Source organism: Paenibacillus sp. F024 (assembly GCF_057814255.1).
In genome coordinates this window covers 1-25672 of sequence record NZ_JBVASZ010000046.1, presented here as the reverse complement: position 1 = coordinate 25672, position 25672 = coordinate 1, and the positions used below count along the sequence as shown (strand labels likewise).

Sequence of the window (25672 nt, the reverse complement as noted above, 5' to 3'; positions counted from 1 at the left end):
CGGACGCCTCCATGTGCAAGGTTTTTCGCGGGTAAGTCCCTGTTTTCCTTGCACTTGAATTCGACAAAAGAGGTCCTAAACCCTTGTGGCTGTCGGACTTTTGATTCGTTCAGCAAGCCCTAAATAGCTTTTCTGGCTCAATTGAATATTGGTCATTAACCTGTTCAATACGACCTCATTCATTCCCATAGGTATGATCAACACCAATAAGGAGAAATCGAGCCCCAATTCATAATCCCCCCGAAACCAGATCAAATAGGGCAAAAAGGCGTTGTCCGCCGACCAGGCCATGATTCTGTCAATAAACAAAAAAGTAAAGTACAGCACCCCATATACAAAATAAGGCATTGAATTATAAATGGTAACGGACATCTTCGGAAGCTTCGGCTCTATTCCTCTCTCTGCTTTTGCTTCCGCTTTTTTGAAAAAATAATACGCCAGAGCTATTCCTGTCAGAGACACCAGTAAAAGAGATATCAACTGCGCGACAATCATATTGATTTGAAATACGGCAAACAGGAGATACACGATGATGATTCCAAGCACAATCAAGGCCGTGAACACAAGCTCTTTTCTCAAAATGTACATCACGGTAACGGAAAGCCAAATGGTGTTAAGAAAGAAATAGTAAAGAAGGATAATCGGGATCATATGGCTGGGAAAGAGCGGGAAAAGCATATTGATCACAATGACGACTCCCGATAAAATGAGGCAGGCCATGATTCCCATCATAATAAAATAAAAAGTAACCCGCCGCGCCATGCGATAGTACCCCTGAATAATATAAAAGAAGCCGCGTCTGGCAATCGCTTGCGTAAATCCACCAACCGTAATGAAGCTTAATATTGTACCTATGGCAATGGCGGTTGCAAATTCTACGGACAATTCTTCATAGGACCATAGGGAAAACCGCAGACTAATCATTGAAAATACGGAAACGGCCATAGGAAGAGCAAAAATCGCGCCCCTCAAAAAATGGATGACGATCAGACGTACCGCTTCCGGCAGCCCTAGCTTCTCTTCTTTACTGAACGGTGTGAAAATGATGCTGCTGTTGTTCAGTTCCCATAGCTGGGAAGCCAGCTCAAAAATATTGCTTACTCCGAATGCTTTGGCCGCACGCTCGTCGGTCCAGCCTAAGGACTCGAGCAAAGCAGCGATTTCATAGCGATCCTCCGGATGAACCCGGCGCTCTTGTACCTCTTTAAGCAGCCGGTTGAGGCTTTCGCGCTGCTGATCCAATTTGGGTTTATAATAGACGACATTCATCCGCTTACTCACCCGATCCCGGAATAACCATATTTACAATCAGCTCCGCCAGCTTTCCTTCCCGCTCCGCCTTACTCAATACATCCTCCGTGATAACGGCGTTTTTGCTAACGATCAACCCGCCGCTGCCGTCTGACAAATCCTTACCGGCGATTTTCCCCACTATGTATTTTTTTTTCAAATGATGGGCGTGATCCGCTGCAGCTTGGCTTCTCCTGGTTTCCGCATGAGGTTCGTACACAGGGCTATGGACCTTGTCTCCCCTTTCGGATAAGGGTTCACCGTGAATGAAAGACACTTGATGAGTCGTCCATGCCCGAGGCTCGAACAGCAGCTGTTCGATATCCTCCTCCCAAAAGCCGCTCCCGACTGCCGCCATTGGCCGACTTATTGGCGGTGCAGCTTTCTTTGGCGCAGCCGCGCTCATCCTCTTTTGCGGAAGAACCGGTTTTGGAGCGGACTCACTAAGCTGCGTTAAAGGAACAGAGTCCTCCGCAGTAGACTTCTCTTTGGGCTCGAACGCCACCAGGATAGACTCCAGGGTCTGTGTGGGCTGTGTGAATACCTCCTCAGCTGCCGCCTCCAGGGTCTCCGCGGGCTGCACAAATACCTTCTCCGCGGCTGACGCCCTAAGCTGCGCCGATGACACGATGCCTTGCATCAAGATTTCCTTGATTTCTTTGATTTCGGATAGAAGCCGTTCTTTCATCTCTTCCACAAAGGCTGAACTCAGGTTTTCTTCCGGCACTTCGACGGAAGCCGCCACTGCGTTCAAAGCCAGTGAGACATTTTGATAATGGGAAAGCTGTAACTTCAATGCTTCACGTTGATTCCGCACACGGCTCATCTCTTCTTGAAGCTCCAGTATCTCTTTTTCCTGGAGATGAATTAAATTCGTAATGTATCCCATCGCCGACTTCTGATTTAATCCGAACAATCTTTTCTTCCATTGAATTTGAAATTCAAGCTGCGGTTTCCGCGGCGGAACAACCGTATCTAATGCATCGGCCTGAGTAACCGGTTGGGGTGGATCTTCCTTGCCGGAATGAGAGGCTTGAAGCCAACCGATTTGCTGATGGATTTGGTTGGTTTCCGCTCTGATTTCATCCAGCTTCCCGGTTAATTTCGTTTTCGCTTGATCATGCTTTCGCTGCAGATACGTAACCGTGTCTGCGAAGGATTGGTGCTGGATTCCCCATAGAGCCCGTTCGATCCTTCTTTTTTTCATGAACTCACCCCTCCTTCCGGCAGTTCTAGGCAATCCCTATTTCCAGGAATGCCTCATATTTCTCCATTTCATGAAAGGCCAGTTCATATTCCCCCAAATGATTATAGGCTTCAGCCAATTCCAGCAGCAATACAGGCACCGCCTTGGAGGATGGAAATTGTTCTATGGCCGACCGGAAGCAGCTCGCCGCGTCCTCATAAAAGCCGGCGGATTTGAAGGCCAGGCCGCGCTCCATCCAGATTCTTTGCCTTGTCATCAGATGCTCGTTAGTAAGAACGACTTCGCCCGTTTGAGCCACGGCCGCTTCATCCGCTGACTGCACAGGCAGGCCGTTGGAGCCGTGAGACAGCCGAAGATAGCTTTGTTCATGTTCCTTTAAGACATGTTCAAGCGTGAACCGGGTGATCGCTCTTTCTTGAGCTTCCGCAGCTAAGGATGCTCTCAGACCGGGCTGGCTCAACAGACGAATGATTCCCTCCGCCAGTTTTTCATGATTTCTCGCAGGCACGAGAATCCCCGTATCGCCCAAAGCTTCTTTGATTCCTCCGACATCGGTGGAAATGACGGGGGTTCCCGCCATCATGGCTTCAACGACAGAGTAAGGGAACGCTTCGGAAATACTTGTTAATGCTGCCACATCTCCGCTCTTATACACGGCGGCTATATTTGAAGTGTGACCGGCAAACCGGACCGTGTCCTCCAGGCCCAGCTTTTGCCGTAAGGCGAGACATTGTTCGTAATACGCAGGAACGCTCACCGAGCCGTGAATGACAAATTGGACATCAGGAATCCGCTTGTTGACAATGGCCGCTGCGTGAATCAGCATCTCGATATCTTTTATCGGGTCGATTCTGGCCACAGTAACCACCGTAGGGCGTGACGGTTTTTCTCCCGAAGCACGGAGAAAGACGTCTTTATCTACTCCGTTGTATATCACCTTGATCTTTTCCTTAGGGACTCCGTATTCCCTTTCCCATCGGGTATTGTAATGACATACCGGCGAGACTTGATCGGCAAAATAGTAATTTATGCTGGTCACCGAATGCACTAGCCGCATAAGTAAGGTATTCAGAAAAGAAGAGTATTCTCTCTTGGACAGTGATAAATATTGCTCTCTGAGATAAACGCCATGTTCGGTCAGCATAAACGGCGTTTTGTTTTTCAATTTTGCCAGAACACAAGGGATTCCGCAAAAAGCGGCCGCCGTTGAATGAGCCACTTGTACATCCGGAATCGGTGTATTTAATATATTTAAAAAGCGGTAAATCCAGCCCAGGCTCTGAATCAGACTATACACATCGGGTCTGGCCAGCTGGCTGTCTTTGGACGCTGCATATTCCAATACAATTCGCTTATAGGCTTCCCAGGCCTCTTCCGACTTGAAGCTCGCTTTGTATTCGTAATATTGAAAATACAGATGAAGCTCCAGCATAATCTTTGCCAGCAGCTTGGGATTTTTGACGGGGCTAATGATTTCTCTGACCAGATCTTCAAACAAGGGAATAAAATATTTATTTATATTGTGCGGGGTGGTTCGCTTCTTTGCCAAGAAGGTTTGTGAAAACGGAGCGGATAAATGCTCGCTGGGCTCCTCCGTCCCCCATAAGGGCATCTTGATTAAGGTCGTTGATTCAGGCAAATCAAACTTTTGTGTGACAAACGGATCCATTAATACGCTGTAAATCACATAGTCAACCGATGCACTGCGCTTAACCAGAAGATCACACCAAGTGCTCACTCCCCCCTGATGAAACGGATAGGTTCCTTCTGTCGTTAACATCACCTTCATTTTGTTATGGGTCATGGCGCATAATCTCCCGTATAACTGACCAGCGACACATCGATTACTCCATCTATGGATGACAACTCCTTAACAAAATGGGTATTTTCATCCTTTATTTTCATCTCAATCACTAATTCGGTGTGATCCTTGCGTACGGTTTTGGATTTCAACTTATGCTTCAGTCTGGTCACGTGATAGTTAACGGCGTAGTCCGCTTCTTCAGTGAAATGCACAATCAGAAGGTAAGCTTCCCCCTTAAGCTTGTATTTGGACAAAATGTACACCGTAAGGCCGATCAACAGACAACCCATGATAGCCGCAGGATAAATTTTGGCTCCTATGGCGATGCCCGCCGAAACCGCCCAGAACATAAACATGATATCCAGCGGATCTTTAACGGCCGTACGAAAACGAACGATGCTTAAAGCCCCTACCATGCCTAAAGACAGAATAATGTTCGTGCTGATCGTCATAATGATCATCGCGGTAATCATGGTCATCAATACTAAAGTGACATTAAAGCTGTGATTGTAGACGACTCCCCGGAAGCTCTTTTGGTACACATAATAAATAAACAGGCCGATCAGCAGCGAAATGAAAAGCGCCACCGCAACGTCCAAAACGGAAAGCGCAGCCTGCTGCGAAAATGCACGCTGAACAAACACCTCGTCAATTATGCGATCGAACGTAATTCTTTCCCCCATGTACCGTGATCCCTTCTGATGATCTAGCTTCCCTTATAGGTGCTGATGCTCCTTCATAAAATGCCTGCAAAGCACGTATTTGGATATCGCCGTACGGATGGAGCCCCGAAAGTCGAGCAGCTCTCGAATAAAAGAAGGCAGAAATCCAGTATATTTTACCTCTAGAATTTCACGCGGTTCGCGGAATACACGCATGGGAACAGCATGAGAGTGGAATATATCCTGCGTGTTGATCACTGCTGCCAGACCCTTGTCAAAGGTGACCCGCACATCTCCCAACGGGTTCATATAAGCCTCGCGGGTGTAATCCACGATCACTTTCGGACGCAAGCCATGAATGGTAATTCCGTAATAAAATTGCTCGAGAAGAGGCTCCTTGCGCTGAAGTAAAAATTCAATATCACCCGTCATAATCCGTTCATACTCTTCCCTGGAAAGAGACGCCGACTCCTTGCAAATCATATCGCCAAACTTCGACTTGCGTTCCAGCTTTATCGCATGATCGGATTGATTGTAAATTCGAATTCTGTATTTTTTTCTTTTCATGATGCCGTAATTTTTCTCAAACAGGGCGTTGTCCTGAAGGTCATCAAAATACAAGCTTCGAATATGGTACCCTTCCGCGGTTACCGAATTCCGGTCCCTGTGCAATAACGAACTCATACGCACTCGAAGCGACAATTGGTCAAACGGATGAAGGTAATACTTTAGTTCATGTCTCAGCTTTTTGCCTTCATATCGCATGGGCGCCTCCTGCTATTCCAAAATAAACCGTTTGACCCCGTGATAGAATTTCCCGGTCCCGTCAACAAAGCTTTCAAATGCGACTTGTTCATTCCCCTTGCTGTCGCGAATGATCACTCTCCAATAATACTCCCCGGGAGGAAGCCGGTCCATGGCCAGCCCGGTCTGTTTTAAGCCCTTGTTCTCATAAACGATCATTGAAAAATCAGGCGTTTGGGCGATTTGAAGATCGTAAACCACTTCATCGCCTTGAAGATCGTAGGATTCCTCCCAGGTAAAGCTCATCCGCCCCCCGTCGGGCCAAGGCCCCCCTATGAAAACCGGCATCGGTTTTTCCAGAAGGGTGTAGTATTTCTCCAGTCTTTGGGACGGGTATGCTGCAAGTGAATAGTACTCTTCATCAAACCGCTCCAGATCGTCGGGCAGCAGCTGCACATCGGGGGACTGCAGCACCATCGGCCGAACTGTCGGATAATATTGATCCAGAAAGGCTTTGGTTTGCCCCTCATTCATGATATCTGACAAAGCTTCCAGCTTTTCATTCAAAGCCGTCACATTATCCGGATTCCGAAAAAATTTCCGGGCTAACGGCCATCCCCAATACAGCGAAAGCCCCTCCCGCTTTGGATGGATGTCGCTTCCACTGCTGCCCCATTGCCAATCGTAATTCCAGGCCTTGTCGTAATCCCACGGAATAAAATACCATTTATCGGAAAATCTCGAGCTGTACAAGAAGAAGTTATTCCCGGTCGTATCCAGATTGCCCGTAAGGAGATTAAACGCCATCCAGCTCAAAAAATTGTTTTTATCAAAGTACTTGTCAAAAACCCTGTCAAAATTCAATGTATCGTTATTAACATCCTCCAGCATATCGATCAACTTTTCATGATATTCTCTTCCCGCAATCCCCAGTACGGTCTCAAATTCAGCTTTATCGTAGAGCGGATCATTACGATCTCTGAGAAGCTCGGGATAGCGATAAAATTCAAAGTTTATCGCTTTATACAGGTAGCCGTCCCCATCAAGCCCATTTCGTTTCAAAAAGCCTCGGTTCACTTGATCCACATGGGTAAACAATCCGTAAGGGACAAATTCCTGCTCCGGCGGGTTCGTCGTAAGATCCTTCACGAATAATTGAACAAATTGAGTCTCCGAGCCGGCCAATTCCGGGATCAGCGAAAGGTAATCATAGCTTAACTTGTTCCGGATCCGCGTATAATCGAACGGATGCTTATTCAAATTGATGATATGCTGCTGATTCCAAGGCTTATCTTCATCATTCATTCTGATTTTGAATGATTTTAAGTCCGACTGTCTTACACTGTTTCCTCTTTGCTCAATGGTCGCTTGGACTGGATTTTCTTGTGGTGATCCGATCTGCAGGATGGCGGACAGACGCGGTTCCTTCTCGAGGCTTTCCTTTTGGTTCAGTTGATTCATTTCTTGAAACGCGTATCCATATTCCGGATCCTTGTCGAGAACCGTGACATACATTTTTTCTAGCGGCTTTGTCGTTCGGTCATCATCTTCATCGGTGGAATCCGGGGCTGAATAGCTTATAAATTGAGACCAAAAAGGCTTATCTTTAAAAACATGATCTGTACGTTCTATATACACACCGAGGAACAAAGCTGTCGGAAAAACGAAAATGATTAGCAAAAGAACCTTTGCTTGCAATGCGTCCCCTCCATTACACATCTATATTCCTGGCAGATGCTGCAGGGAAATACATCACTGCAGGCTTGAGGAGCGAAAATTTCAAGTCAGATAAATCGCAGGTCATCGGAGAGATTTAACAAATAAGCTCAAAGTCCTATCGATATCATGGGTATCGTATCAAAATATCATTACTTTTGAAATATATGCCTCATTAAACTTTGTGAAAAATCATCAAATATTCTGTATTCCATTGTAAAAATCGCCCTTTATCGACAAGTTTCATAGGCAGAAGTTCAGCGACTGCCACCCGCCTTTGAACCCCGTATGTAGATCATATAGAATTCTCCGCTGTATAAGGCGAGAACAAAGTTAAGAAATCATTAATAGAATGTATTCAACAAAAATGAAACCGGAGGCTGATGACCTCCGGTTTATCATGATGAAATGTATTATTCGCTAATTTCCAAATGAAAACCATCCAGTTCTTGTTCCGCATCTCTAAACAGCTCCAGCAGTTGATCCGCGTATTCGCCCAAATGACTCCGGCTCGCTTCAAGATCGATCCATTGGATCGTCAAGGGAAGCGCTACCCATCCCGTAAGACAATCCCACAATGCGTCCAAATTACTCCCATAGGTATCCGGCAGCTGCAGTTCACTTTTGAGAACGTCGTGCAGCTGCTGCCGGTCCTTAATGAACCTGCCGTTTAACTGTATCGTATGCACACTCGAGCCCCCCTTCATTATTTGATTTGGGTAAAGGTTTTGTAATGATCTGTGGTCTTAAAGATGAGCCCATCGTTGGAAAAGACTATCCGGTCGCTGCCGCGGGTCCCTTTTTTATAATTGATATCAGCCTCGTACCATATCCTTCCGTTCTTCTTGGGGAGCTTCCCCTCGCGATTTTGGAATACATCTCCGCCAATGCTCTTACCCGGCGCGACTTCCGCCAAATTCCCCTTTTGCGGTTCCCAGCCTAATTTTCTGGCTTCATTCTTGGTAATAAAATGATCCGGAAGCTTCCCGTGCTCGGAGATGTATTCCGCAACCTCATCAAAGCCGGTTAACGCCTCCGTCTTTTGAGCCGCCTTATTATTTTCATGATCAGCCGCAGGCGCGCAGCCGCTTACCCCTATGGCCAATGCAACAATGAGCACGGTACACAGCCATTTCCATAACTTCATCACTTCATAATTCCCCCCAAACTGATTTCATCTACTAATGTGGCATAATTTGACGCTAAAAACAATTTGCGTTTCAAAGATGTCACAGAACGTTAAAGAGATAACTAACTCGAAAATAATATTTGACAAAATTGTGAACTTGCGTAGAATGGAATGTAAAGGAGTGACGATCATGAATGCATCTCAACCGAAAGCACTGAAATTCACCAACACCGTTTCGGCCGCAGCGGCCATGTTAGGATTTACCGTTATTGTTATAAGTTTCTTTGTAAGCGCTATTCATAGGGAGTATTATTTATTCGGCGGAATTGGCGTTGTGGTCTCGTCCGTATTCGTGTATCTGTTCGGCTTAGTTATAAGTCTCATGGAGAATGCTTCCCATGAAAGCAGCCATCACCTTTCCCACACAGAAAAAAGGGCCACCCCAAGTCACTAAGACGGGGGGGGCCCTTCTTCTTGTTAATGCATATGGTCTCCAAATGACATGACCCAAATCGATCCGAGTACGATGACAATCGCCATAAGAATTCCGTAAACAATATTAATGACCTGCGTATTCCGGTCCTCGCCCTCACTGACATGCATGAACATGAACAGCTGAAGACCGGCCTGGACTACCGCCAAGGAGCCGATGATCCACATGATGGTGTGAAAAGGCAAGGATGTTCTTAAAGCCACACCGGCTGCGGCAAAGGTGAGCACCAGGGATAATATGAATCCAAACACGTGCCCCAAGGGAAAGCCTTTTGCTTTTTTCTCCATTTATGCCACCATCCCTTTTAGATACACAAATGTAAAGATAAAGATCCAGACCACATCCAAAAAGTGCCAATATAATCCGATAATAAAGGTTTTTCGAGCCGTTACTGGAGTCAAGCCTCTTTGCAGAAGCTGAATAATAATCATGATCGCCCAGCCGATCCCCATAGTCACGTGCAGACCGTGAGTCCCGAGAAGAACGAAAAAGCTGGACAGAAACGCGCTCGTTTGCATAGTTGCGCCTTCATGAACGTAGTGGATGAATTCATTCACTTCCATAAATAAAAAGCCGACACCGAGCAGTAAAGTAACGATGAGCCAGCCGATCAGGCCTTTGAGATGATTCCGGCGCATTTCGTAGATAGCTAAACCGCAGGTAAAGCTGCTGGTTAAGAGAAGCAGGGTTTGAATCATAACTTCCTTCATCATAATAATGTCCTGATGGGTCGGACCGCCTGCGTACCGATCAAAAAGCACGCCATATACTCCAAACAGCGTTGCAAACAGGACAATCTCTGCCCCAAGGAAGATCCAGAATCCGAGAATATTCATCCGGTTCTGTTCGGTCTGATATTCCAACGGCTGTGACGTATTGACATTAGCCGACATACTGGTTCACCTCTCCTTCCTTGCTTCTCCAAGCCTTTTCCGTCTCCTCAATCTCTTCCTTATGCACGTGATGACCGTCGTTATAGTCGAAAGAACGAACGATGAGACCGATAATAATGCCGACAGCCGCAACCGCCGCCGCTAAGTGCCATTCAAACACCATGAAGAATCCGGCAATTCCGAAAACGATGCACATGATAAACGGCAGGCCCGTATTATTAGGCATGTGAATCTCTTCAATCTCTTCTTTATGAAGGGTCAAGCCTTCATTTTTCTTTTTCATATGCCAGAAGGCATCCAGTGTAGTAACCTCCGGCAGCTTGGTGAAATTATAATGCTGAACCGGCGAAGCGGTAGCCCACTCCAGCGTTCTTGCATCCCATGGATCACTCGGTACATTGCGGTCCGCATAGCGGATACTCCAGTAAATGTTATAGCAGAAGACAGCAAAGCCGATCGCCAGGATCGCGGAGCCGATGGCCGACACCATGAACAATGGAGCGAAGCCCGATTCCGCCGAGTAGGTGTAAGCCCTTCTTACGGCGCCGTCCAACCCAAGGAAGAACATCGGCATGAACGTCACATTGAAGCCGATGACAAACAACCAGAAGTGCCATTTACCGATTTTTTCATTCAACATGTGACCGAACATTTTCGGCCACCAGTAGTATAATCCGCCGAATACGGCAAATACTACACCAGGAATTAATACATAATGGAAATGTGCAACCAGGAACAGCGTATTGTGGTACTGGTAATCCGCCGCACCCATACCCAGCATGACACCCGTAACCCCGCCGATGACAAAGCAAGGCACAAAAGCCAAAGCCCACAGCATTGCAGTCGTCATTTTAATGCGGCCTTTGCGCATCGTAAATAACCAGTTAAACATTTTGACGCCTGTAGGAACAGCAATCAGCATCGTCGTAATCGAGAAGAACGAGTTTACTAACGCTCCCGCGCCCATCGTGTAAAAGTGATGCACCCACACGACCATACTGAGAACGGCAATCCCTACAATAGAGAATACCATCGACTTGTAGCCATAGAGCGTTTTACGGGAGAAGGTCGCTATAATTTCGGAGAAGATACCGAAAGCGGGAAGCGCCACAATATACACTTCGGGGTGAGCCCAAAGCCAGAACAGGTTCGCCCAAAGCATATCCATGCCTCCGGCGGACAAGGTAAAGAAATGCGTGCCGTACAATCGGTCGAACGTCATCAAAGCCAGCGCCACCGTAAAGATCGGGAAGGCAGCCACGATGATCACGGAGGTGATAAATGTCGTCCAAGCGAACATCGGCATTTTCATTAACGTCATGCCCTTGGTTCTCATTTTGAGAATCGTTACGATAAAGTTGATTCCGGTCATTAATGTCCCGATACCCGCAATTTGCAGGGCGATGGCATAATAGTTGTTGCCTATGCCGGGACTGAATTCTTTACCTGCAAGCGGGAAGTAGGATGTCCATCCCGCATCGGGAGATCCGCCGATAACAAACGATATGTTAAACAGCATCGCCCCGCTGAAAAACAACCAGAAGCTCCAGGCATTCAGTGCCGGGAAGGCGACATCTCTTGCTCCGATTTGAAGCGGAACAACAACGTTCATCAAACCGATCAGGAACGGCATTGCCATAAATAAAATCATGATGACGCCATGCGTTGTAAATATTTCGTTATAATGCTGGGCGTTCAAAAACTGCATCTCGGGTCTGGACGTTTGCGCCTTCATTAACAACCCGTCCATGCCTCCGCGGAAAAACATCAAAACGGCGGCAATGATATACATAATCCCGATCCGTTTATGGTCAACGGTGGTCAGCCATTCCGTCCACAGCCATCTCCATCGTTTGAGATAAGTCAGCGTTCCGACAACCCCGAGCATGGTTAAAACAATGGCAATCTGGGAGCCTAAAATTAACGGATCCCCCGTAATAAAAAATTCATCCCATTTAATGCCCATGATGCTCACCTCCGGCGGTGTTACTCTCTTCTGTATGCTCTACAGGATTATTTTGTTGGTTTTCATTGTTATCTTTGTTCTTGTTGTTATCTTTGTTCCGGTAATTATCTTCTTCCTCAAATACCTTGCCCTGATAGCCGTGATACCTGTACAGCTCAGGATTGGTATACGTCTTGGAATCGGCCTCTGCATGGTTAACCCATTCCAGATGCGTATTGGAAAATGTCAGACGTCCCAAATGCGTCGGTGTCAACAGTTCTTCATATTTATCTTCCGTCAGCTTAGGAGCCGTATTGGCGACATCCTTAACCCATTGGTCAAAATCCTCCTGGGTTTGAGCCAACACTTCAAATTCCATATCCGCATATCCCCGGCCGTTAAAGTTGGTGTTCCGGCCTAGATACGAACCGGGATGATCCGCTACCAGATACATTTGCGTCTGCATTTTGCCCATGGTATATTTTTGCCCGCCCAAAGCCGGTACCCAGAAGGACTGCATGGTGCTGGCCGACGTTAATTTAAACAGAACAGGTGTATCCTCCGGAATATTGACATAGTTGACGGTCTCAATCCCCTGCTCCGGATAGCTGAAAATCCATTTCCAATCGGCTGAGGTCACGTGGATCGTAATCGGCTTTTTTTCCTCATAGCCCTTGGGGACCTTCTCCAAATCATACAGCGTTGTTACAGTCGGAATGGTCAAAGCGATAACGATCAGAATAGGAATCGCGGTCCAGATGATTTCCAGCAGCGTGCTGCCGTGCTCCTCCGGCGGTTCATAATCCTTATTCTCGGGCCTCTCGCGATACTTCCACACAATATAACCAAACAGCCCGAACACGACGACAACGACCAGCGACATCCAGACCAGAGACCAGTTAATCAGCTCCATTATGCTTCTGGCTACAGGTCCTTGAGGCTGGAAGACAACCATATTCGGTTCACAGCCGCTTAGCAGCACAACCATCATGATGGCCAGTGGAGAAAATATAAGCTTGCGGTAATTCATGGTGGCTCATCTCCTCTCAAAAATGTCACATTTGCGAAAATTTTCACAATCTGTTCAAATCTTTGTGATTGATTTCACTTAACAATACAAATGATAGCATGGCTTTTTAATGGAATGTGTTACAGATCCGTTAAAACTGTGACAAAAACAGTAATGAAATTACCCCCAATATCATGAACAATTTATGACTAAACGGAACAACAAAAAAGACATCCTCTCCAGGACGTCTTTATCTTCCAGTAATTCGATTAATCCACGGGCTTATATAACCCGGATTGTTCTTTCATCCATTCGAACAGATGGGTAACAATGACTTTTAATACGGCATAACCGGGAACGGCCAAGATGATCCCAAGTATTCCAAATAAGTTCCCCGCGGTTAAAATCACAAATATAATCGTGATCGGGTGAACCTGCAGTGATTTGCCCATGATCTGAGGCGAGATGAATTTGCCTTCAATTAACTGAACAATGGTCCAAATGCAAATCATTTTCAGCAGCATGACCGGTGAGGTGACCATAGCTACAATCAAGGCCGGTGTGATGGCAATGGCCGGCCCCAAATAAGGTACGATACTGGTACAGGCCGCTACAATCGCCAAAACAAGAGAATACTCCAAGCCGATAATACGATAGCCTACATACAATAAAAAGCCGATGCAGCAGCTGACAATGATCTGCCCCCGAATATAGGAGCTGATCTGATTATTCATTTCGATCATCACCCGATGCGTTTGATCGCGAAGCGCCGTCGGGATAAAGCTCAAAATATAATGCGGAAGCTTTCGTCCGTCCTTAAGCAAATAAAACAAGATAAACGGAACGGTAACTACAGCCAGAATGGTTTCCGTAACAGCCCCCAGGAAGCTTCCTATACTTGCCCCTGCCCGGTTCACAATGGCAGAAACTCTGTCGGAAAGTCCATTCATCCAATCGGTAGTGGTCGAGCCGAGCGTTTGTTGAAGCTGGTTAAGAAAGGGACTGCCCATAAACTCTCCAAACCGGTTTTCAATCTCTCTGCTGTAGCCGGGAATATTACGAATTAAGCCCAGCACTTGTTCGCGGATAAGCGGTACCACTGCCACAACGATAAGAGCAATTACACAAGCAATGACCAAATAAAGAACCAGGATGGCATACACCCTTTTCGTACGTTTCCTCTCCATCCAGTCGACAACGGGATTAAGTAAATAAAAAGCAATTCCTGTCAAGAGGAGCGGAAGCAGCACGGTTTTGACCAGCACAACAAAAGGCGCGAACACATACGGAATTTTGTTTAAAACAAGGATGTTTAAGCCGACCAAAAGCAAAACGAATAAAAATAAGACGAATTTATTATTTAGAAAGAAACGTCTAAACGTATCCGTTCTATTACGCGGCTCCCCCATGCGGTTGAATCCTCCTGACTATTCAGCCGTGGATAATGATAGCATTGGCTTTTCTAAATAGAATAACTTTTATTTGATGAAGAAACAAGCGATGACTAAACAAAATGGTGAAAGCCAAACCTGTGCACAATTTCACTTGTGGATATGTTGGTATAATTCAATAAACCTATACCCAGAACCCTTTAGCAGCATGTCGATTGTGTGGATAATCTTGTGGATAAATCCTTTTGATTTGTAAAAATCCGCATACCCGCTCCCCAAAAAATAAGACGTGCCTTGGACATAGCATTCCAATGCTGCTTAGTTTAGTCATGCTTGATGATACAGCCGATTTAATCTCGCGAAATGAGTCTCAAAAAAACATAAGCCGCGGGCTACCATCACTGGCTGCGGCCTAAACGAGATAAGGTTTCGGTATAAACATAACACGTGCTGCAGGTTTGGCCATGGGCCACGCAATTATTTGACTCCAGCTCCCAGCAATTTTGATTCACGTTCCGATAAGCCGGACAAGTGGAGCATATGTCGGAGGGAGTGCAGCTCATTTCCCAGCAAGCCCCAAGCGAGCGAGTGGATTGGGCAGCGGCGCTTTGTTTCTTGCGAAACCAGCCGATCAGGGCATCCACACATGCTTGATCCAATTGGGAGCCAGAAGCGGCTTTCAGTTTCTCTATCGCCTGTTCGAACGTATAGGGCTCTCTGTATTTTCTCCCCCCGATGATGGCCAAAAAGCTTTGAACCACATGGAGAATTCGAGCTCCAGTCGGGATTTCCTCTCCTTTGAGACGATTCGGGTAACCGGCCCCATCCGCCCTTTCATGATGATGACGGATCATCGATGCAACGCGATCCATGGATGTAGTCTTCTCCACAAAGGCAGCCCCGATTTCCGCATGCCATTTTATTCTCTCGTATTCATGCAGTGTAAATTTCCCTTCTTTTTGCAGCAAATCGTCAGGTAGTCCCAGCATTCCAATATTGCTTAAGTATGCGGCAAGCGTCACTTCCTGAACGGTTTCCTTATCCAAGCCCATTTCCCGGGCCACGAGAGCGGAATAACGGCCCATCATATCCGAATAGCCGATAGTATAAGCCTTCAAGTGGTCCACCATGCGAGCCAGGCGCTTTAATAGATCAATGTAATCGGACCGGCTTATTCTACCTTCCAAAGACTGCATTCCCAAGATGGCACAAGCATTGCGAACCAGCCTTTCAACAGCTTGCAGCTGTAAATCGGCGGCCTTGGCATCATCCGAATAGCGCCATGATTCATAGCAGCATATCAGCAGCGCGGGCCGGTTTCCGAACCGGGTCGGAAACAGGGACATGAGGCTTGCTCCCATCTCTTGAAGATAAACGGGAAGTTCTCCATACAGCTTGTCCCGCTTCTCCAGAACGACGAAACGGCCGGAAGACGCCAAATCAAATAAACGGGAGGCTTTCCGGTCATTTATTAATCGGATCATCACACTCCGCTTCAGGCCGATCGATGCCGGAACTTCCATGTGCTCGTCTCTTTCCACCAGAAAAAAAGCACAAGAAGCTTCAACATATTTAACGGCCAATCTTAATATCAGATCAGCCATATCCTCCGGGTGGCTTGTCAGCCGCTGGAGATAGTGTACAGATTCTTCCAATGTCATGATTGCTTCCACTTTTTTCTCGGTCTGCTCCGGTTTTGCAGCGGGATTCTCCCATTCAGGCAAGAGATTTGACAAATCATTCAATGCCTGCAGGGTCCCGCTCCGAATCCTGCGAACAGGTCCTGCCAGGATGACACCTTTGCCTCCCTTTAAGGGAACGGCCAAAAGCGGAACGCCCCCGGACTTGATCAATTCCGTCTTCAACGGAATCACAGCGCTCTCAAATCGATGGGGAGGCTGCCAATCCTTCCCTTTTCTATAAGGTAAAAGTCCGGTATATGCTGGCTGAACGTGTTCGGAGCTATCCTCATGACCACGTACGGCCTTGATTACAAACATACGTTCCTGGTGGTCATACAAGTAGAAGGCATAGCTGCTTGCCTTAACCCATCCACCCATAAACTCCAGCACATCGTTGTAATCGACCGTCCCCTTCTTTTGACTTTCTTCCATCATCCGTACGGCCAGCTTCGAACGCAGCCTGATACCGGTCAGCCTGCTTTTGAGAATGAGCCATGCCGCGGCAGCGCCGGACAGCAGGACCATGGACAACAGCGCCATGACAACGGTTAATGCCGACACGCTTTCCATCGCCTAACTTGGATTCTCCTTTCGCGAATGGCTTCCCTCTTCCTGCTCCTCTATGCTTCGCTGTGGCTCCAAGAACGTTTGAAGCGCAATAAATTGCCCCAGCTCCTTCAGCTTATCGTGCAAATTCGATACTTGAATCGACATATACAATAAGATCAGAAGCAGGAACAATGTCGAGAAGAAGAACAGCAAGGAAGGCGCATATTCAATGCCCAGCAGCGCAGCAATCCTATCCAGCACTTCCGGATTGCCGGACAAGATGAAAATCATGAGTGAGCCGGCCAGCCATACCAGCGAAATTTTTTCATTGATTTTATGCTTCATCAAAAGCATGACGACAGCTCCGAAAAAAAGAAACCCGCAAAAGAACAAAAAGTAGTGTAGAATATTAGGCATTTTTTTTCACCCTGAACACGACCTTGTATTGAATGAGTACGATAAAAATATTCAGCAATGTGCGGAACATGTAAAATACGGGCTTTAATCCTCCGTGCTGAACGCTTTTGCCATAAGCTCTGTCCCTCATGTTGGTTTGAATCTCGGAAATCTTATAATTGCGAAACAGCATCTGGATGAGAAAATCGGCATCGGGATATTCCGCCGGGAACCGGTTGCGTACCGCGTAGTAGGCATAAACAGGATAACGTACGGCTCGAAGCCCGGAGGTTGTATCGGTAATCCGCGTTCCAGTGAGGAGATAAATCACAAGCCTAAAAAATAAGGCGACAAATTTCTTTAAAGGGCCAACCCTCATCTCAATGCCGCTCTCCGTCAAAAACCGGGAACCGATGACAATATCCGAATCCCGTCCGCGGATCGCCTCCATCATCATTTTTAACGTGCCGGGATCATGCTGTCCGTCCGCATCAAATTGGATAATATAAGGATAACCCCGAAGGCATGCGAACCTGTACCCGGTTTGTACGGTGGTTCCGTACCCGAGATTGGTCGGATGCGAGATGACCGTTACCCCGCATTGTCTGGCGATCCTTTCCGTCGCGTCCGTTGATCCGTCATTGACTACCAGGATGTCAAGGTCCAATTGCTGCTGCTGAATGCCTGTTAGGACATCTCCAATGCTGCTTTCCTCGTTATAAGCGGGAATGATGACCAAGTACTTGTTCATACATTAGAACCCCTTTCGCTTGAGATCTTAAAGTCATAGACAAACAAATCATGAGCATCAAAGCGTTGATTGCCCATCCGCATGCTGCTGCATAACCGATTCCGGGAGCGCCCATGATCCGGACGAAATAAAAATCCAGCCCGATATTTGCAGCAGCGGAAACCATAAAGATCGCAAGCGGAACGTAAATCGTGCCCAACGCAAGATAAAACCGCAATACAATGGTCGATATCCCTTGTCCGACAATCGATAAGGAAAAGCCGGCAAGCAATTCGGACGTGGTTCTCAGCGACGTCTCATCGAAGGAGCCTCTCATAAACAACAGGGAAATCAAAGAATCTCTGGTTATGTAAAACAAAAGCGCCGTAGGGACCGTGACGATCAGGATCCAAACAAGTGAGCTGACCATTTGCTTCCTCAGCCTATTCCATTCCCTAAGCGAAATCCATTTGGACATAGATGGGAGCACGACAGCGCTGACGGCGGCAACGAACACCCACATGGGAAATTGAGATACACGGTAAGCATAGTTTAAGCCGGCAATCGTCCCTGTCCCCAGCTGCGAAGCGAGATAGCGTTCAACAAAGGAAACGGAATACATGCAGACCAGGATCAACAGGTAAGGAACAAAGACCCGGGCAATTCCCGACGCTTCCAATCGATCTTCACCTCGGCTCCCCATTCCCCCCTGAACTGCCTCCGACTCCATTGTCTTTTTATGCTTCTGCCATACATACCAGGTGAGAAGCAGCGTCAGCAGTCCTCCCAGCACGATGGAAAAAGCATAAACGTATACGCCGAACCTTTGTGGAATCCGAAACCCATAGACCCCCGCAATGATGACAAGAAGCACCGCATTAAACAATACCGGACCTATAGCGGCAACGTTAAAGCGTCCCCACACCTGAAGCATTGAGGCGAATACCGCAGCCAACGGAAAGAAGACAATCATCGGCAGCAGGATGAGCAGCAGGTTCCGGCTCATGGCCTGCTCGGAAGGGGCGAGTCCCGGCCCGATCCAACCGGTTACGCCTTGTCCAACGAAGACAAACCCTGCGGCAAGGAGAATGGTGGAAAAGACAACAGCCGCAGTCGTCATTCGCATGGTGCGCCTCAGCTGAGCTTTCTTTCCCAGGGCCGCAAGCTTCGCAAACTGAGGGACGCAGGCCGCTCCCAAAGCCGCGGCTAAAAGTCCGTTTGCCAACGTATCAATAATAAAATAGGCAAGGCCCAGCGCATCGGCCTCCGCCGTTGTGCCGAAATAGACGGCGTATACCATATCCTTCAGGAAAGCGACAGCCGCCAGTACCAAGTTAATGACAATCAAGGAACCGACATTTTCATGAAAAAACCTTTTCCAGGATTTCATGAGCGCGAACGTAGCAAACACCTCTTTCTGTTCCGGATGCTTAGGACAAGGATAACGCCGGATAGCTGCCTTGCCTGATCGCTTCTCCTAATGAGCCAAACTTAAAATCGTTCAAAAGTCTATTCAGCTTGGAATGTGTGCTATTCAAATTAAAATAGTGAATAAATCTTTTATGAGAAGGTGCCGTATTCAGACGCGGGTGCTGTCTGTCAAGCTCCCACGGATGAATATAAATCATTCCCGGTCTTGACTTGTTCAAATGGCTTAAGGCCCACGAAATCATCGCGTACGGTGCGGCCCGCAAATAAAATCCTCCGGAAAACGGTATCCGCATTTTACTTATATTAAGCACGGTTGGAGGAAATTCCAGAATATCCAGTCTTTTGCCCTCCACGATCGGGTAGAACGGCACAAGAGGCGCCCCGGCAATGCCGGATAAAGGTGTACGGAACGGCTGAATGCTTGAGTCGCAGATAAATCCTTCTTCGCTTAAAATCTCCAGCACCCGAAACCGATTTGGCGAAATAGACCATGAGGGCGCACGATACAGCGTCACCGGCTTATGCAAAATACTTTCCAGGGTATGCTTGGAAAACAGCAGATCCTGCCGGAATTCTTCGAGTGTCTGCTGGCTGACCAGCCGATGCCATCCTCCATGGGATCCGATCTCATGGCCTTGACCGGCAATATCCCGTACCAATTCGGGATATTTCTGCGCCACACAGCCGAGGATGAAGAAAGTGGCTTCCACCCCGTGCTTGGCCAGCACCTCCAATAATCGGTGCGTATTCTCTACGACCCGGTCGCTGAAGTTCCCCCAGTGCTCTATCGGAATATTAAAATCATTGGTCTGATACCAGTCTTCCACATCAATAGTCAACACATTTCTCATGCTGCATCCCGCTCCTCAACGCATAAACATCATTCTCCACATGTTAGGATCAAACGCATACCGCAAGCAGGCCGCCGCAAAGCCGAACGCAGGGCCCGGGTCGTGCAGCGACAAAATGTCGTCTCGTCCTCCTGCTGCCGGCCCGGAAAAAAACTCGGGCAGCAAACGAAGCGGCTGTCTGTTCGAGAGCAAATGCAGGACATCCCCAGGCAGCAGGGAACGGCATCTGATGCCCTCGGTATAATCGAACGTCGCGGTGACATCCCCGTCAACAGCCATTTGGTAGAGCAGCCAGGGAAAATCAATGCCCGAGAGGCCAGCCAGGTGCAGCGAATTCCAGAAGCGGGGATTGATCTCCATAAATTTGGGCAGGCCATCGCGCGGATCGATAATAAATTCCAGTTCAGCAATGCCCGACCAGCCGATGCTTTGCAGCAGCCCGGAGCAGGCTTCCACCAGCTCGGGAAAGCGAACGCTCTCCTGAGCGGTGCTGGGTCCCCTCTCCACCGGATAATGGCGCAGCTCCTTCTGAACGAAAGCGGACCGGAGCTGACTTTCACGGTTGAATAACAGGCATACATCGATGCGCTCCCCTGCCGGGATATATTCCTGCACCAGAGGCAGAGGGTAACGTCCATGGATGAGCCTGTATTGCCGTTTAAGCTCATCCCTTCCCCTGGCAAGCCGGATTCCCCTCGAGCCTGAGCTCCTTCTCGGCTTGATGATGACCGGATATACGGCTTCTGCAGCCAGCTCATCCAGCTCCTCTATGCTGTGAGGCATATAAGTTGCAGGACACGCCAGACCCGCGGAGGCCGCCAGCTGAACACTGGCATATTTATCCGCGGCCTGTTCGTAGCTTTCCGAAGGCGGGAGCACCAAAGCGCATAACGCTTCCAGCTCCTCCCGATGCTTTACGGCAAGACTCATGGTCGAGTCGTCCATTGGAATCAACACATCTACGGAGCAGCTGCGCAGAGTTCGGAGAAGCCAACCCATAAACGCTTCGGGCCGGCGTACCGGATCAGGATAAATCAGCGTCTTGGCGCTGTATTTCGAGAATGCGGCCGGCGTACACCTCGTCGTCTCCGCTACAATGACCTTGAGCCCCTTTCTCCCGAGGGACCTTGAAGCTGACAATGTTTTGCGCATTAATGCGTCGGTTAAAAGTACGGTTGGCATGAGGCTGCACCCATTTCCGGAATTAGTTCAACAGATGGTAAGGATTGTTTCCGTCCTGTGTAATCAAGTACACTCTCATATTCGGAGAATCCGAGAAAATTTGCATATGGCTGTGCGTCTTCCGGTAGGCTTCCGCCCAATAATACGCTTTGGCCTGAATGACCACTCTCTTTTCCTTCATGCGGTAATAGTCATCAAGACGATTTCCCTCAATGGTGGGAAAGGGCTGCTCCGCATCCGCCTCGGTTACTTCCCTGTCCGTTCCCAATGGAATTTTCTCTATGAATAGAAATACATAGTTCGTCGGAAAGATCCCGGCCTTTTCATCCTTCTCCGTAATCCCTTTGGCGAATTCCCACAGGTTCGTATGCCATCCGTACCCGAGGACCATGGAATACTCCTCAATCGGCGAAATGATCGTCCACTCCTGATGGGGGAATTCATTACGGATTTTAATATAAGCCTGAACGGCTTCCTCATATTGGAAACGGTCTCCCTTCGGAATCGCATAGCCCGCATTGGAGAAGAAGAACATGAGAATCAATAGCGATAGGGTCAGTTTCATCGTCCCGGTCATCAGCCTGTTTTTCATCAAAGCAACAACCTGGCTTATGGCCAGAGCAATCACGACAGCCGCAACGACAACAAAGAAAACTTCCAGCCGGTATTCCGGAATGAATACAGGCAGACCCAGATTGCCCGCCTGATACATGCTGAAGAAAAACAGACCGAGCAGAAGATAAACACCGTTCATACGCCAATCTCCCATGAACCGGACGCCTCCGCGGTGAAGAAACCGAATCAGCAGCCCGGCGAGAATCAGAGCTCCAAGCACCCCTATGCTTATCAGAAATACCAGAATGAAATGATTCTTGGAGTAACCTTCCCACAGCTTGCTCCAGGTCTGTAATTCATCCCCGCCAAGATTGACGCTGTCGCGGATAAAATCGATGGACGTCTCATGAAACTCCAGCCCGGATAATACGCCAAGCAGTAAAGGCATGACGCCGATCCCGCCGGCCAGCAGAAAAATGACAGCGAGCTTCAGGAAGCTTCCGGAACGAATCACTTGATCCACATGGAAAAGAAAAACAATAATGTAGGCAGCCCCCATGCACACAGCTACATAAGGGTGAATAAATAAGGTCAAAATCATGCATTCGGCCGCCAAAAATAAAGCATACGTCCGGCCTTTGCGAAAATATTCTGCCAAAAAATGGAGCCCTGGAAAAAAGAACAATATTCCGTATTCCATGGATAATGCCGACATCTGCCTCCATACATACCCGCCAAACAACCAGGAGGAGGCTGCGATCATGACCATGGTTATGAAAATCGCCGTGATGTCGTTTGGAACATGTTTTCTAAGCACATAAAATAAGGTGATCAGGATCAACACTCCGGCCAGCGGGCCGATGAACCGAACGACATAATACGGATCCAGCAGGTAAAACTTGTTAAGCGCGGCTATGACCGCTTCAAAGCCGTATGGGTATACTCCGTCGATATATAAAATATTGGCGCTGAGCGCTTTCACCCATTTCAAATGAACATACGGGTCGGAGGAAGCGTAGTAAGAGTACTCCATCGAATGCTCGAAGCGGACATAAGCGCAAAGAAGCAAGCTAATAATAAGGCCACCCCAGGCGATCGGACTGGAGAAGAAGCTCTTCAGTCCCTGCTTGATCCCGTTTTGCATATCTTCCTTCATTTTCATCCATTTAGCAGCCAGCTTCCGTTGGAGTTCGGCGCGGTTATCAGTTAAATCCAGCAGTCTCACCAGCTGCTTTCTTCCTAGGGTTATTTCTCCCGATTGGATTTTCCGCTTGGCCAGAAGCGCGAACGCCAACCCTACCGCAGCATACAGGGATATGGTTTCGTAAAGCTTGGATAACGCAAGCAAATGTACGATCAGGATGATAAAAAAGTGGGAATGGATCATACTGATGACCCATTTGTCGAGCCTTCCCTTATGATCCGAATCCAGCGGAACCACCAGCGAAGGAATGAAATAAAACAGAAAGAAGTACGAAAGCAAGAATCTAAGCAAGTATAGAAGGGTCGTCACATGCTCTGCCATTTTACTTTCCTCCCTTCCCGTCGTCTCCCCAAAGGATCCGGTTCATCTGCTCCCGGGTCATTTCCCGATGCAGCCGGTACACCTCCAGATGATCATCCTCATAAAAAAGCGTCATATCCTGCTGTGAGGCCTCGTGTATGCTGAACCACTGCTCCAGCTCCGCCATTTCTTTCTCCCGCCGTGCATAGGTTTCTTCCAATAACGGGTAAATCGTGTTGGAGGCACTCACCTTAAACACTGCTTTCTCCCGGAAAATAAAAATGTCATTCGGCAAGCCCGGGTCCGTTTCCGTTTCATGATATTTGGTTAAATAAGGCTGCTTAGGATCGTACCGCTGCAGCAAATCCCGGACGTACATGTGAAAGCCGTTTCCCAAAACGAGAGGATAATGCTCCTCCTGGGACACGATCATCCACGTCTTGGGACGCAGCATGCCGCTGATCCGCAGGTATTGCTCCACACTGCTGTCCCGCTCCAGCTTATACGTGACGATAGGAGAAGGTTTAAGCGCCAGAAGGATGAAAGCGGCAAGCAGCAAGCATGCTGCCAAATCCATCGCGGCGCGTAAACGGGGCCACCGCTGCGGAAACCGGGTCGCCATGTGCCAGCCGGCCCCCAGACCGAATGATGCGGTGAGCGCCCACAATTCGTTTGAACGTGAAGCGATCAGCTCGCTTTCCGTCCAGAATCCTACATAGACGTACAATACAAAGGCGGCCGTGCCAAACAGGAATGCGAACAGTCCGAACCGGATTTCGCGCTTCCAGCTTTTCGCGACCATGGCATACAGCAGGGCCATGGCCCCGGCCAGCAAAATGGCTGCCGCCGCCGCAAAATCCAGAAGATGCAGCCCGGGTATGGTTATATCTTGAACCTGTGATACCAAATAGCTGGCTGAGCTGCTGTGCATCTCCCGTCCGATCATCAGCCCCAGGACTAACGGAAAGGCGGCCAGCAATCCTGTGACGATACCGACCGTAAACAGGCGGAGACAGCTTTTCCATTGACCCCGGACATCGGTCAGCAGAAACACAGCCGCCATGATGACCACCGCCATCACCGTAAATGCGTAAACCAGAGAGTGCACAAGCGCGGAAACCGCGATGCAAATTCCCGCATTCCGAAGAGCCGGCGCTTGCTTTGAATTTAAATAGTGGAAAGTGAAATAAATGGCCGGAAACAGGAAAACAAAAGCAAACTCCTGAGAGTTCGTAGCTGCCTGACGCTCCCACCCGTTGGGACTAAAATAAAAGCCGGCCCATCCGTAGATCAGGGCTGCGAGCAGGCCGGCTGCGAACCGCCCGGTCATCCTGGATAGAGCGAAGTAAAGCCCTGCAACCGTCAGAACCCCGTTTAACGGCCCCGTATATTTCAAAATATACAAGTGGTCCATCATGGCAAATTTCGAAAGCGTAGCCATAAAAATATGGAAGCCCTGCGGATAGATGCCGTCATGAAATAACAAGCGTTCGTTGATATATTTCACCCATGCCAGCGTAACGTAGCCGTCGGACATCGCGGGCGGGGCACTCGTCATCGCATCGTAAAATCTCAAGTAGGCCGCAACGGATATGACGATGGCCAACAGGAGCAGCCGAATCAACGAGGGCAGCCGAACCCTATTGGCCGCTTCATGCTTCAAATCCGCCATCTTCCCTTTCACCCAAGCGGCTATGGCCGGCTTTATCGGGATCTGACCGTCAAGAAAATTATAGAACGCCGTTTGCATGTAATATTTTTCCTGCTCATCCCCGATCACAGCGGACTGTCGCCGCGTATATTTCCAAACGGCCAACATGCCAATGATGAGCAGGAGCGTTATCATTTCAAAGAGCTTGACGAGAACAAGCACATATCCGAGCAGAATCAGCATAACCATTAATTTACAATAGTTAATGATGGCTTGTTCCATCCGATCGCCTCGCTGTTGGTTGAAAATCAGCCGCGGAATCATCACGGTCAGCAGACCGTAAGCGAAAAAATAATGTGCCGCATGGAGGATTTGATTGTGCCAGATCGGGTATGAAGTCACCCCGGTGAACTCCTTTCCTCAAGACGCCGCATACAAATAGTAGTCCAATTTTTTCAAAACCTTGGTGATATTGAGCGTAGATAGAACGGTAGTGACCATAGACCCTGCCAGCAGCCCGAACACGGCATATTGATATCCGAACCATCGGCTGAGAAGAAATCCGATAATGAAGTTGACGATCAGCCCTGGAATAAGGGCCTTGATGATGTTATACGGCTGGGAAAAAGCAAATAAAATCACCGCATTCATCAAGAAGACCGACAGAACGGTATAGGCGACAATCGCCCAAACAAGTACAAATTGCGTAATCTCGCTGGCAAGAAACGATTTCCCGTTAGAATTCCTGTAGAACGAATAATTTGATCTTTGCAAAAAAACGAGCGCCTCGGTACGATGGGGTTGCGCACGAGGTCATAGCCTCAAAAAACCCATCATCCAGGAGGTCGCTCTACTATG

At 48.1% G+C, this 25672-nt stretch carries 23 protein-coding genes; 1 reads left to right on the top strand and 22 read right to left on the bottom strand.

From position 1 onward, the window contains the following. Window positions 1-75: 75 nt before the first annotated feature. The 8 genes from ACZYR9_RS25115 to ACZYR9_RS25080 form a co-directional block, all read right to left on the bottom strand. Entirely contained in the window at window positions 76-1269 is a 1194-nt protein-coding gene (locus tag ACZYR9_RS25115) for an MATE family efflux transporter (RefSeq protein WP_488981153.1), read from the bottom strand. Between the two features lie 4 nt (window positions 1270-1273). Next, complete coding sequence (locus tag ACZYR9_RS25110) at window positions 1274-2497, bottom strand: hypothetical protein (RefSeq protein WP_488981152.1); 1224 nt, start codon at window positions 2495-2497, stop codon at window positions 1274-1276. A 25-nt stretch (window positions 2498-2522) separates the two neighbouring features. Continuing rightward, window positions 2523-4301, bottom strand: a complete 1779-nt coding sequence (gene pelF / locus ACZYR9_RS25105; protein ID WP_488981151.1) for a GT4 family glycosyltransferase PelF — start codon at window positions 4299-4301, stop codon at window positions 2523-2525. Next, window positions 4298-4984, bottom strand: coding sequence for a DUF4956 domain-containing protein (locus ACZYR9_RS25100; RefSeq protein ID WP_488981150.1), 687 nt, complete (start codon window positions 4982-4984; stop codon window positions 4298-4300). The genes pelF and ACZYR9_RS25100 overlap by 4 nt, the downstream gene beginning before the upstream one ends. 33 nt (window positions 4985-5017) lie before the next feature. Continuing rightward, window positions 5018-5728: a polyphosphate polymerase domain-containing protein gene (locus ACZYR9_RS25095; protein ID WP_488981149.1), complete on the bottom strand. Its 711-nt coding sequence runs from the start codon at window positions 5726-5728 to the stop codon at window positions 5018-5020. A gap of 12 nt (window positions 5729-5740) precedes the next feature. After that, window positions 5741-7405 (bottom strand): CotH kinase family protein, encoded by a 1665-nt coding sequence (locus ACZYR9_RS25090; protein ID WP_488981148.1) that lies wholly within the window; start codon window positions 7403-7405, stop codon window positions 5741-5743. 431 nt (window positions 7406-7836) lie between these two features. After that, the gene (locus tag ACZYR9_RS25085; protein WP_488981147.1) at window positions 7837-8112 is read right to left on the bottom strand and encodes a barstar family protein; all 276 of its coding nucleotides are present in this window, start codon (window positions 8110-8112) and stop codon (window positions 7837-7839) included. Between the two features lie 17 nt (window positions 8113-8129). Further along, the gene (locus ACZYR9_RS25080; RefSeq protein ID WP_488981154.1) at window positions 8130-8570 is read right to left on the bottom strand and encodes a ribonuclease domain-containing protein; all 441 of its coding nucleotides are present in this window, start codon (window positions 8568-8570) and stop codon (window positions 8130-8132) included. A gap of 172 nt (window positions 8571-8742) precedes the next feature. On the opposite strand from ACZYR9_RS25080, the gene ACZYR9_RS25075 reads away from it, so the two are divergent. Further along, window positions 8743-9006, top strand: coding sequence for a hypothetical protein (locus ACZYR9_RS25075; protein ID WP_488981146.1), 264 nt, complete (start codon window positions 8743-8745; stop codon window positions 9004-9006). Window positions 9007-9029: 23 nt separating this feature from the next. Here ACZYR9_RS25075 and qoxD read toward each other — a convergent pair whose 3' ends face one another. The 14 genes from qoxD to ACZYR9_RS25005 form a co-directional block, all read right to left on the bottom strand. After that, window positions 9030-9332, bottom strand: a complete 303-nt coding sequence (gene qoxD, locus ACZYR9_RS25070; RefSeq protein WP_488981145.1) for a cytochrome aa3 quinol oxidase subunit IV — start codon at window positions 9330-9332, stop codon at window positions 9030-9032. Further along, window positions 9333-9938, bottom strand: a complete 606-nt coding sequence (gene qoxC / locus ACZYR9_RS25065) for a cytochrome aa3 quinol oxidase subunit III (RefSeq protein WP_488981144.1) — start codon at window positions 9936-9938, stop codon at window positions 9333-9335. Continuing rightward, a complete protein-coding gene (qoxB, locus tag ACZYR9_RS25060) occupies window positions 9928-11904 on the bottom strand; it encodes a cytochrome aa3 quinol oxidase subunit I (RefSeq protein WP_488981143.1) in 1977 nt (658 codons plus the stop codon). Before qoxB ends, qoxC begins: the two co-directional genes overlap by 11 nt. After that, window positions 11894-12913: a cytochrome aa3 quinol oxidase subunit II gene (qoxA, locus tag ACZYR9_RS25055; protein ID WP_488981142.1), complete on the bottom strand. Its 1020-nt coding sequence runs from the start codon at window positions 12911-12913 to the stop codon at window positions 11894-11896. Before qoxA ends, qoxB begins: the two co-directional genes overlap by 11 nt. Before the next feature lie 248 nt (window positions 12914-13161). Continuing rightward, window positions 13162-14301: an AI-2E family transporter gene (locus ACZYR9_RS25050; RefSeq protein ID WP_488981141.1), complete on the bottom strand. Its 1140-nt coding sequence runs from the start codon at window positions 14299-14301 to the stop codon at window positions 13162-13164. Between the two features lie 380 nt (window positions 14302-14681). Then, entirely contained in the window at window positions 14682-16535 is a 1854-nt protein-coding gene (locus ACZYR9_RS25045) for an HD-GYP domain-containing protein (RefSeq protein WP_488981140.1), read from the bottom strand. Between the two features lie 3 nt (window positions 16536-16538). Beyond that, window positions 16539-16931: a DUF2304 domain-containing protein gene (locus ACZYR9_RS25040; protein ID WP_488981139.1), complete on the bottom strand. Its 393-nt coding sequence runs from the start codon at window positions 16929-16931 to the stop codon at window positions 16539-16541. Further along, the gene (locus tag ACZYR9_RS25035) at window positions 16924-17661 is read right to left on the bottom strand and encodes a glycosyltransferase family 2 protein (RefSeq protein ID WP_488981138.1); all 738 of its coding nucleotides are present in this window, start codon (window positions 17659-17661) and stop codon (window positions 16924-16926) included. The genes ACZYR9_RS25040 and ACZYR9_RS25035 overlap by 8 nt, the downstream gene beginning before the upstream one ends. After that, window positions 17627-19051 carry a murein biosynthesis integral membrane protein MurJ gene (gene murJ, locus ACZYR9_RS25030; RefSeq protein WP_488981137.1) on the bottom strand — a complete coding sequence of 475 codons (1425 nt, stop codon included), beginning with the start codon at window positions 19049-19051 and terminating at the stop codon, window positions 17627-17629. Before murJ ends, ACZYR9_RS25035 begins: the two co-directional genes overlap by 35 nt. A gap of 19 nt (window positions 19052-19070) precedes the next feature. Further along, on the bottom strand, window positions 19071-19922 hold the full coding sequence (locus ACZYR9_RS25025) for a DUF3473 domain-containing protein (protein WP_488981136.1): 852 nt from the start codon (window positions 19920-19922) through the stop codon (window positions 19071-19073). Window positions 19923-19937: 15 nt separating this feature from the next. Further along, entirely contained in the window at window positions 19938-21104 is a 1167-nt protein-coding gene (locus tag ACZYR9_RS25020) for a carboxylate--amine ligase (protein WP_488981135.1), read from the bottom strand. Window positions 21105-21126: 22 nt separating this feature from the next. Further along, window positions 21127-23184, bottom strand: a complete 2058-nt coding sequence (locus ACZYR9_RS25015) for a hypothetical protein (RefSeq protein ID WP_488981134.1) — start codon at window positions 23182-23184, stop codon at window positions 21127-21129. Between the two features lies 1 nt (window position 23185). Continuing rightward, window positions 23186-25216 (bottom strand): hypothetical protein, encoded by a 2031-nt coding sequence (locus tag ACZYR9_RS25010; RefSeq protein ID WP_488981133.1) that lies wholly within the window; start codon window positions 25214-25216, stop codon window positions 23186-23188. An 18-nt stretch (window positions 25217-25234) separates the two neighbouring features. After that, window positions 25235-25588: a hypothetical protein gene (locus ACZYR9_RS25005; RefSeq protein WP_488981132.1), complete on the bottom strand. Its 354-nt coding sequence runs from the start codon at window positions 25586-25588 to the stop codon at window positions 25235-25237. Between the last annotated feature and the right edge of the window lie 84 nt (window positions 25589-25672).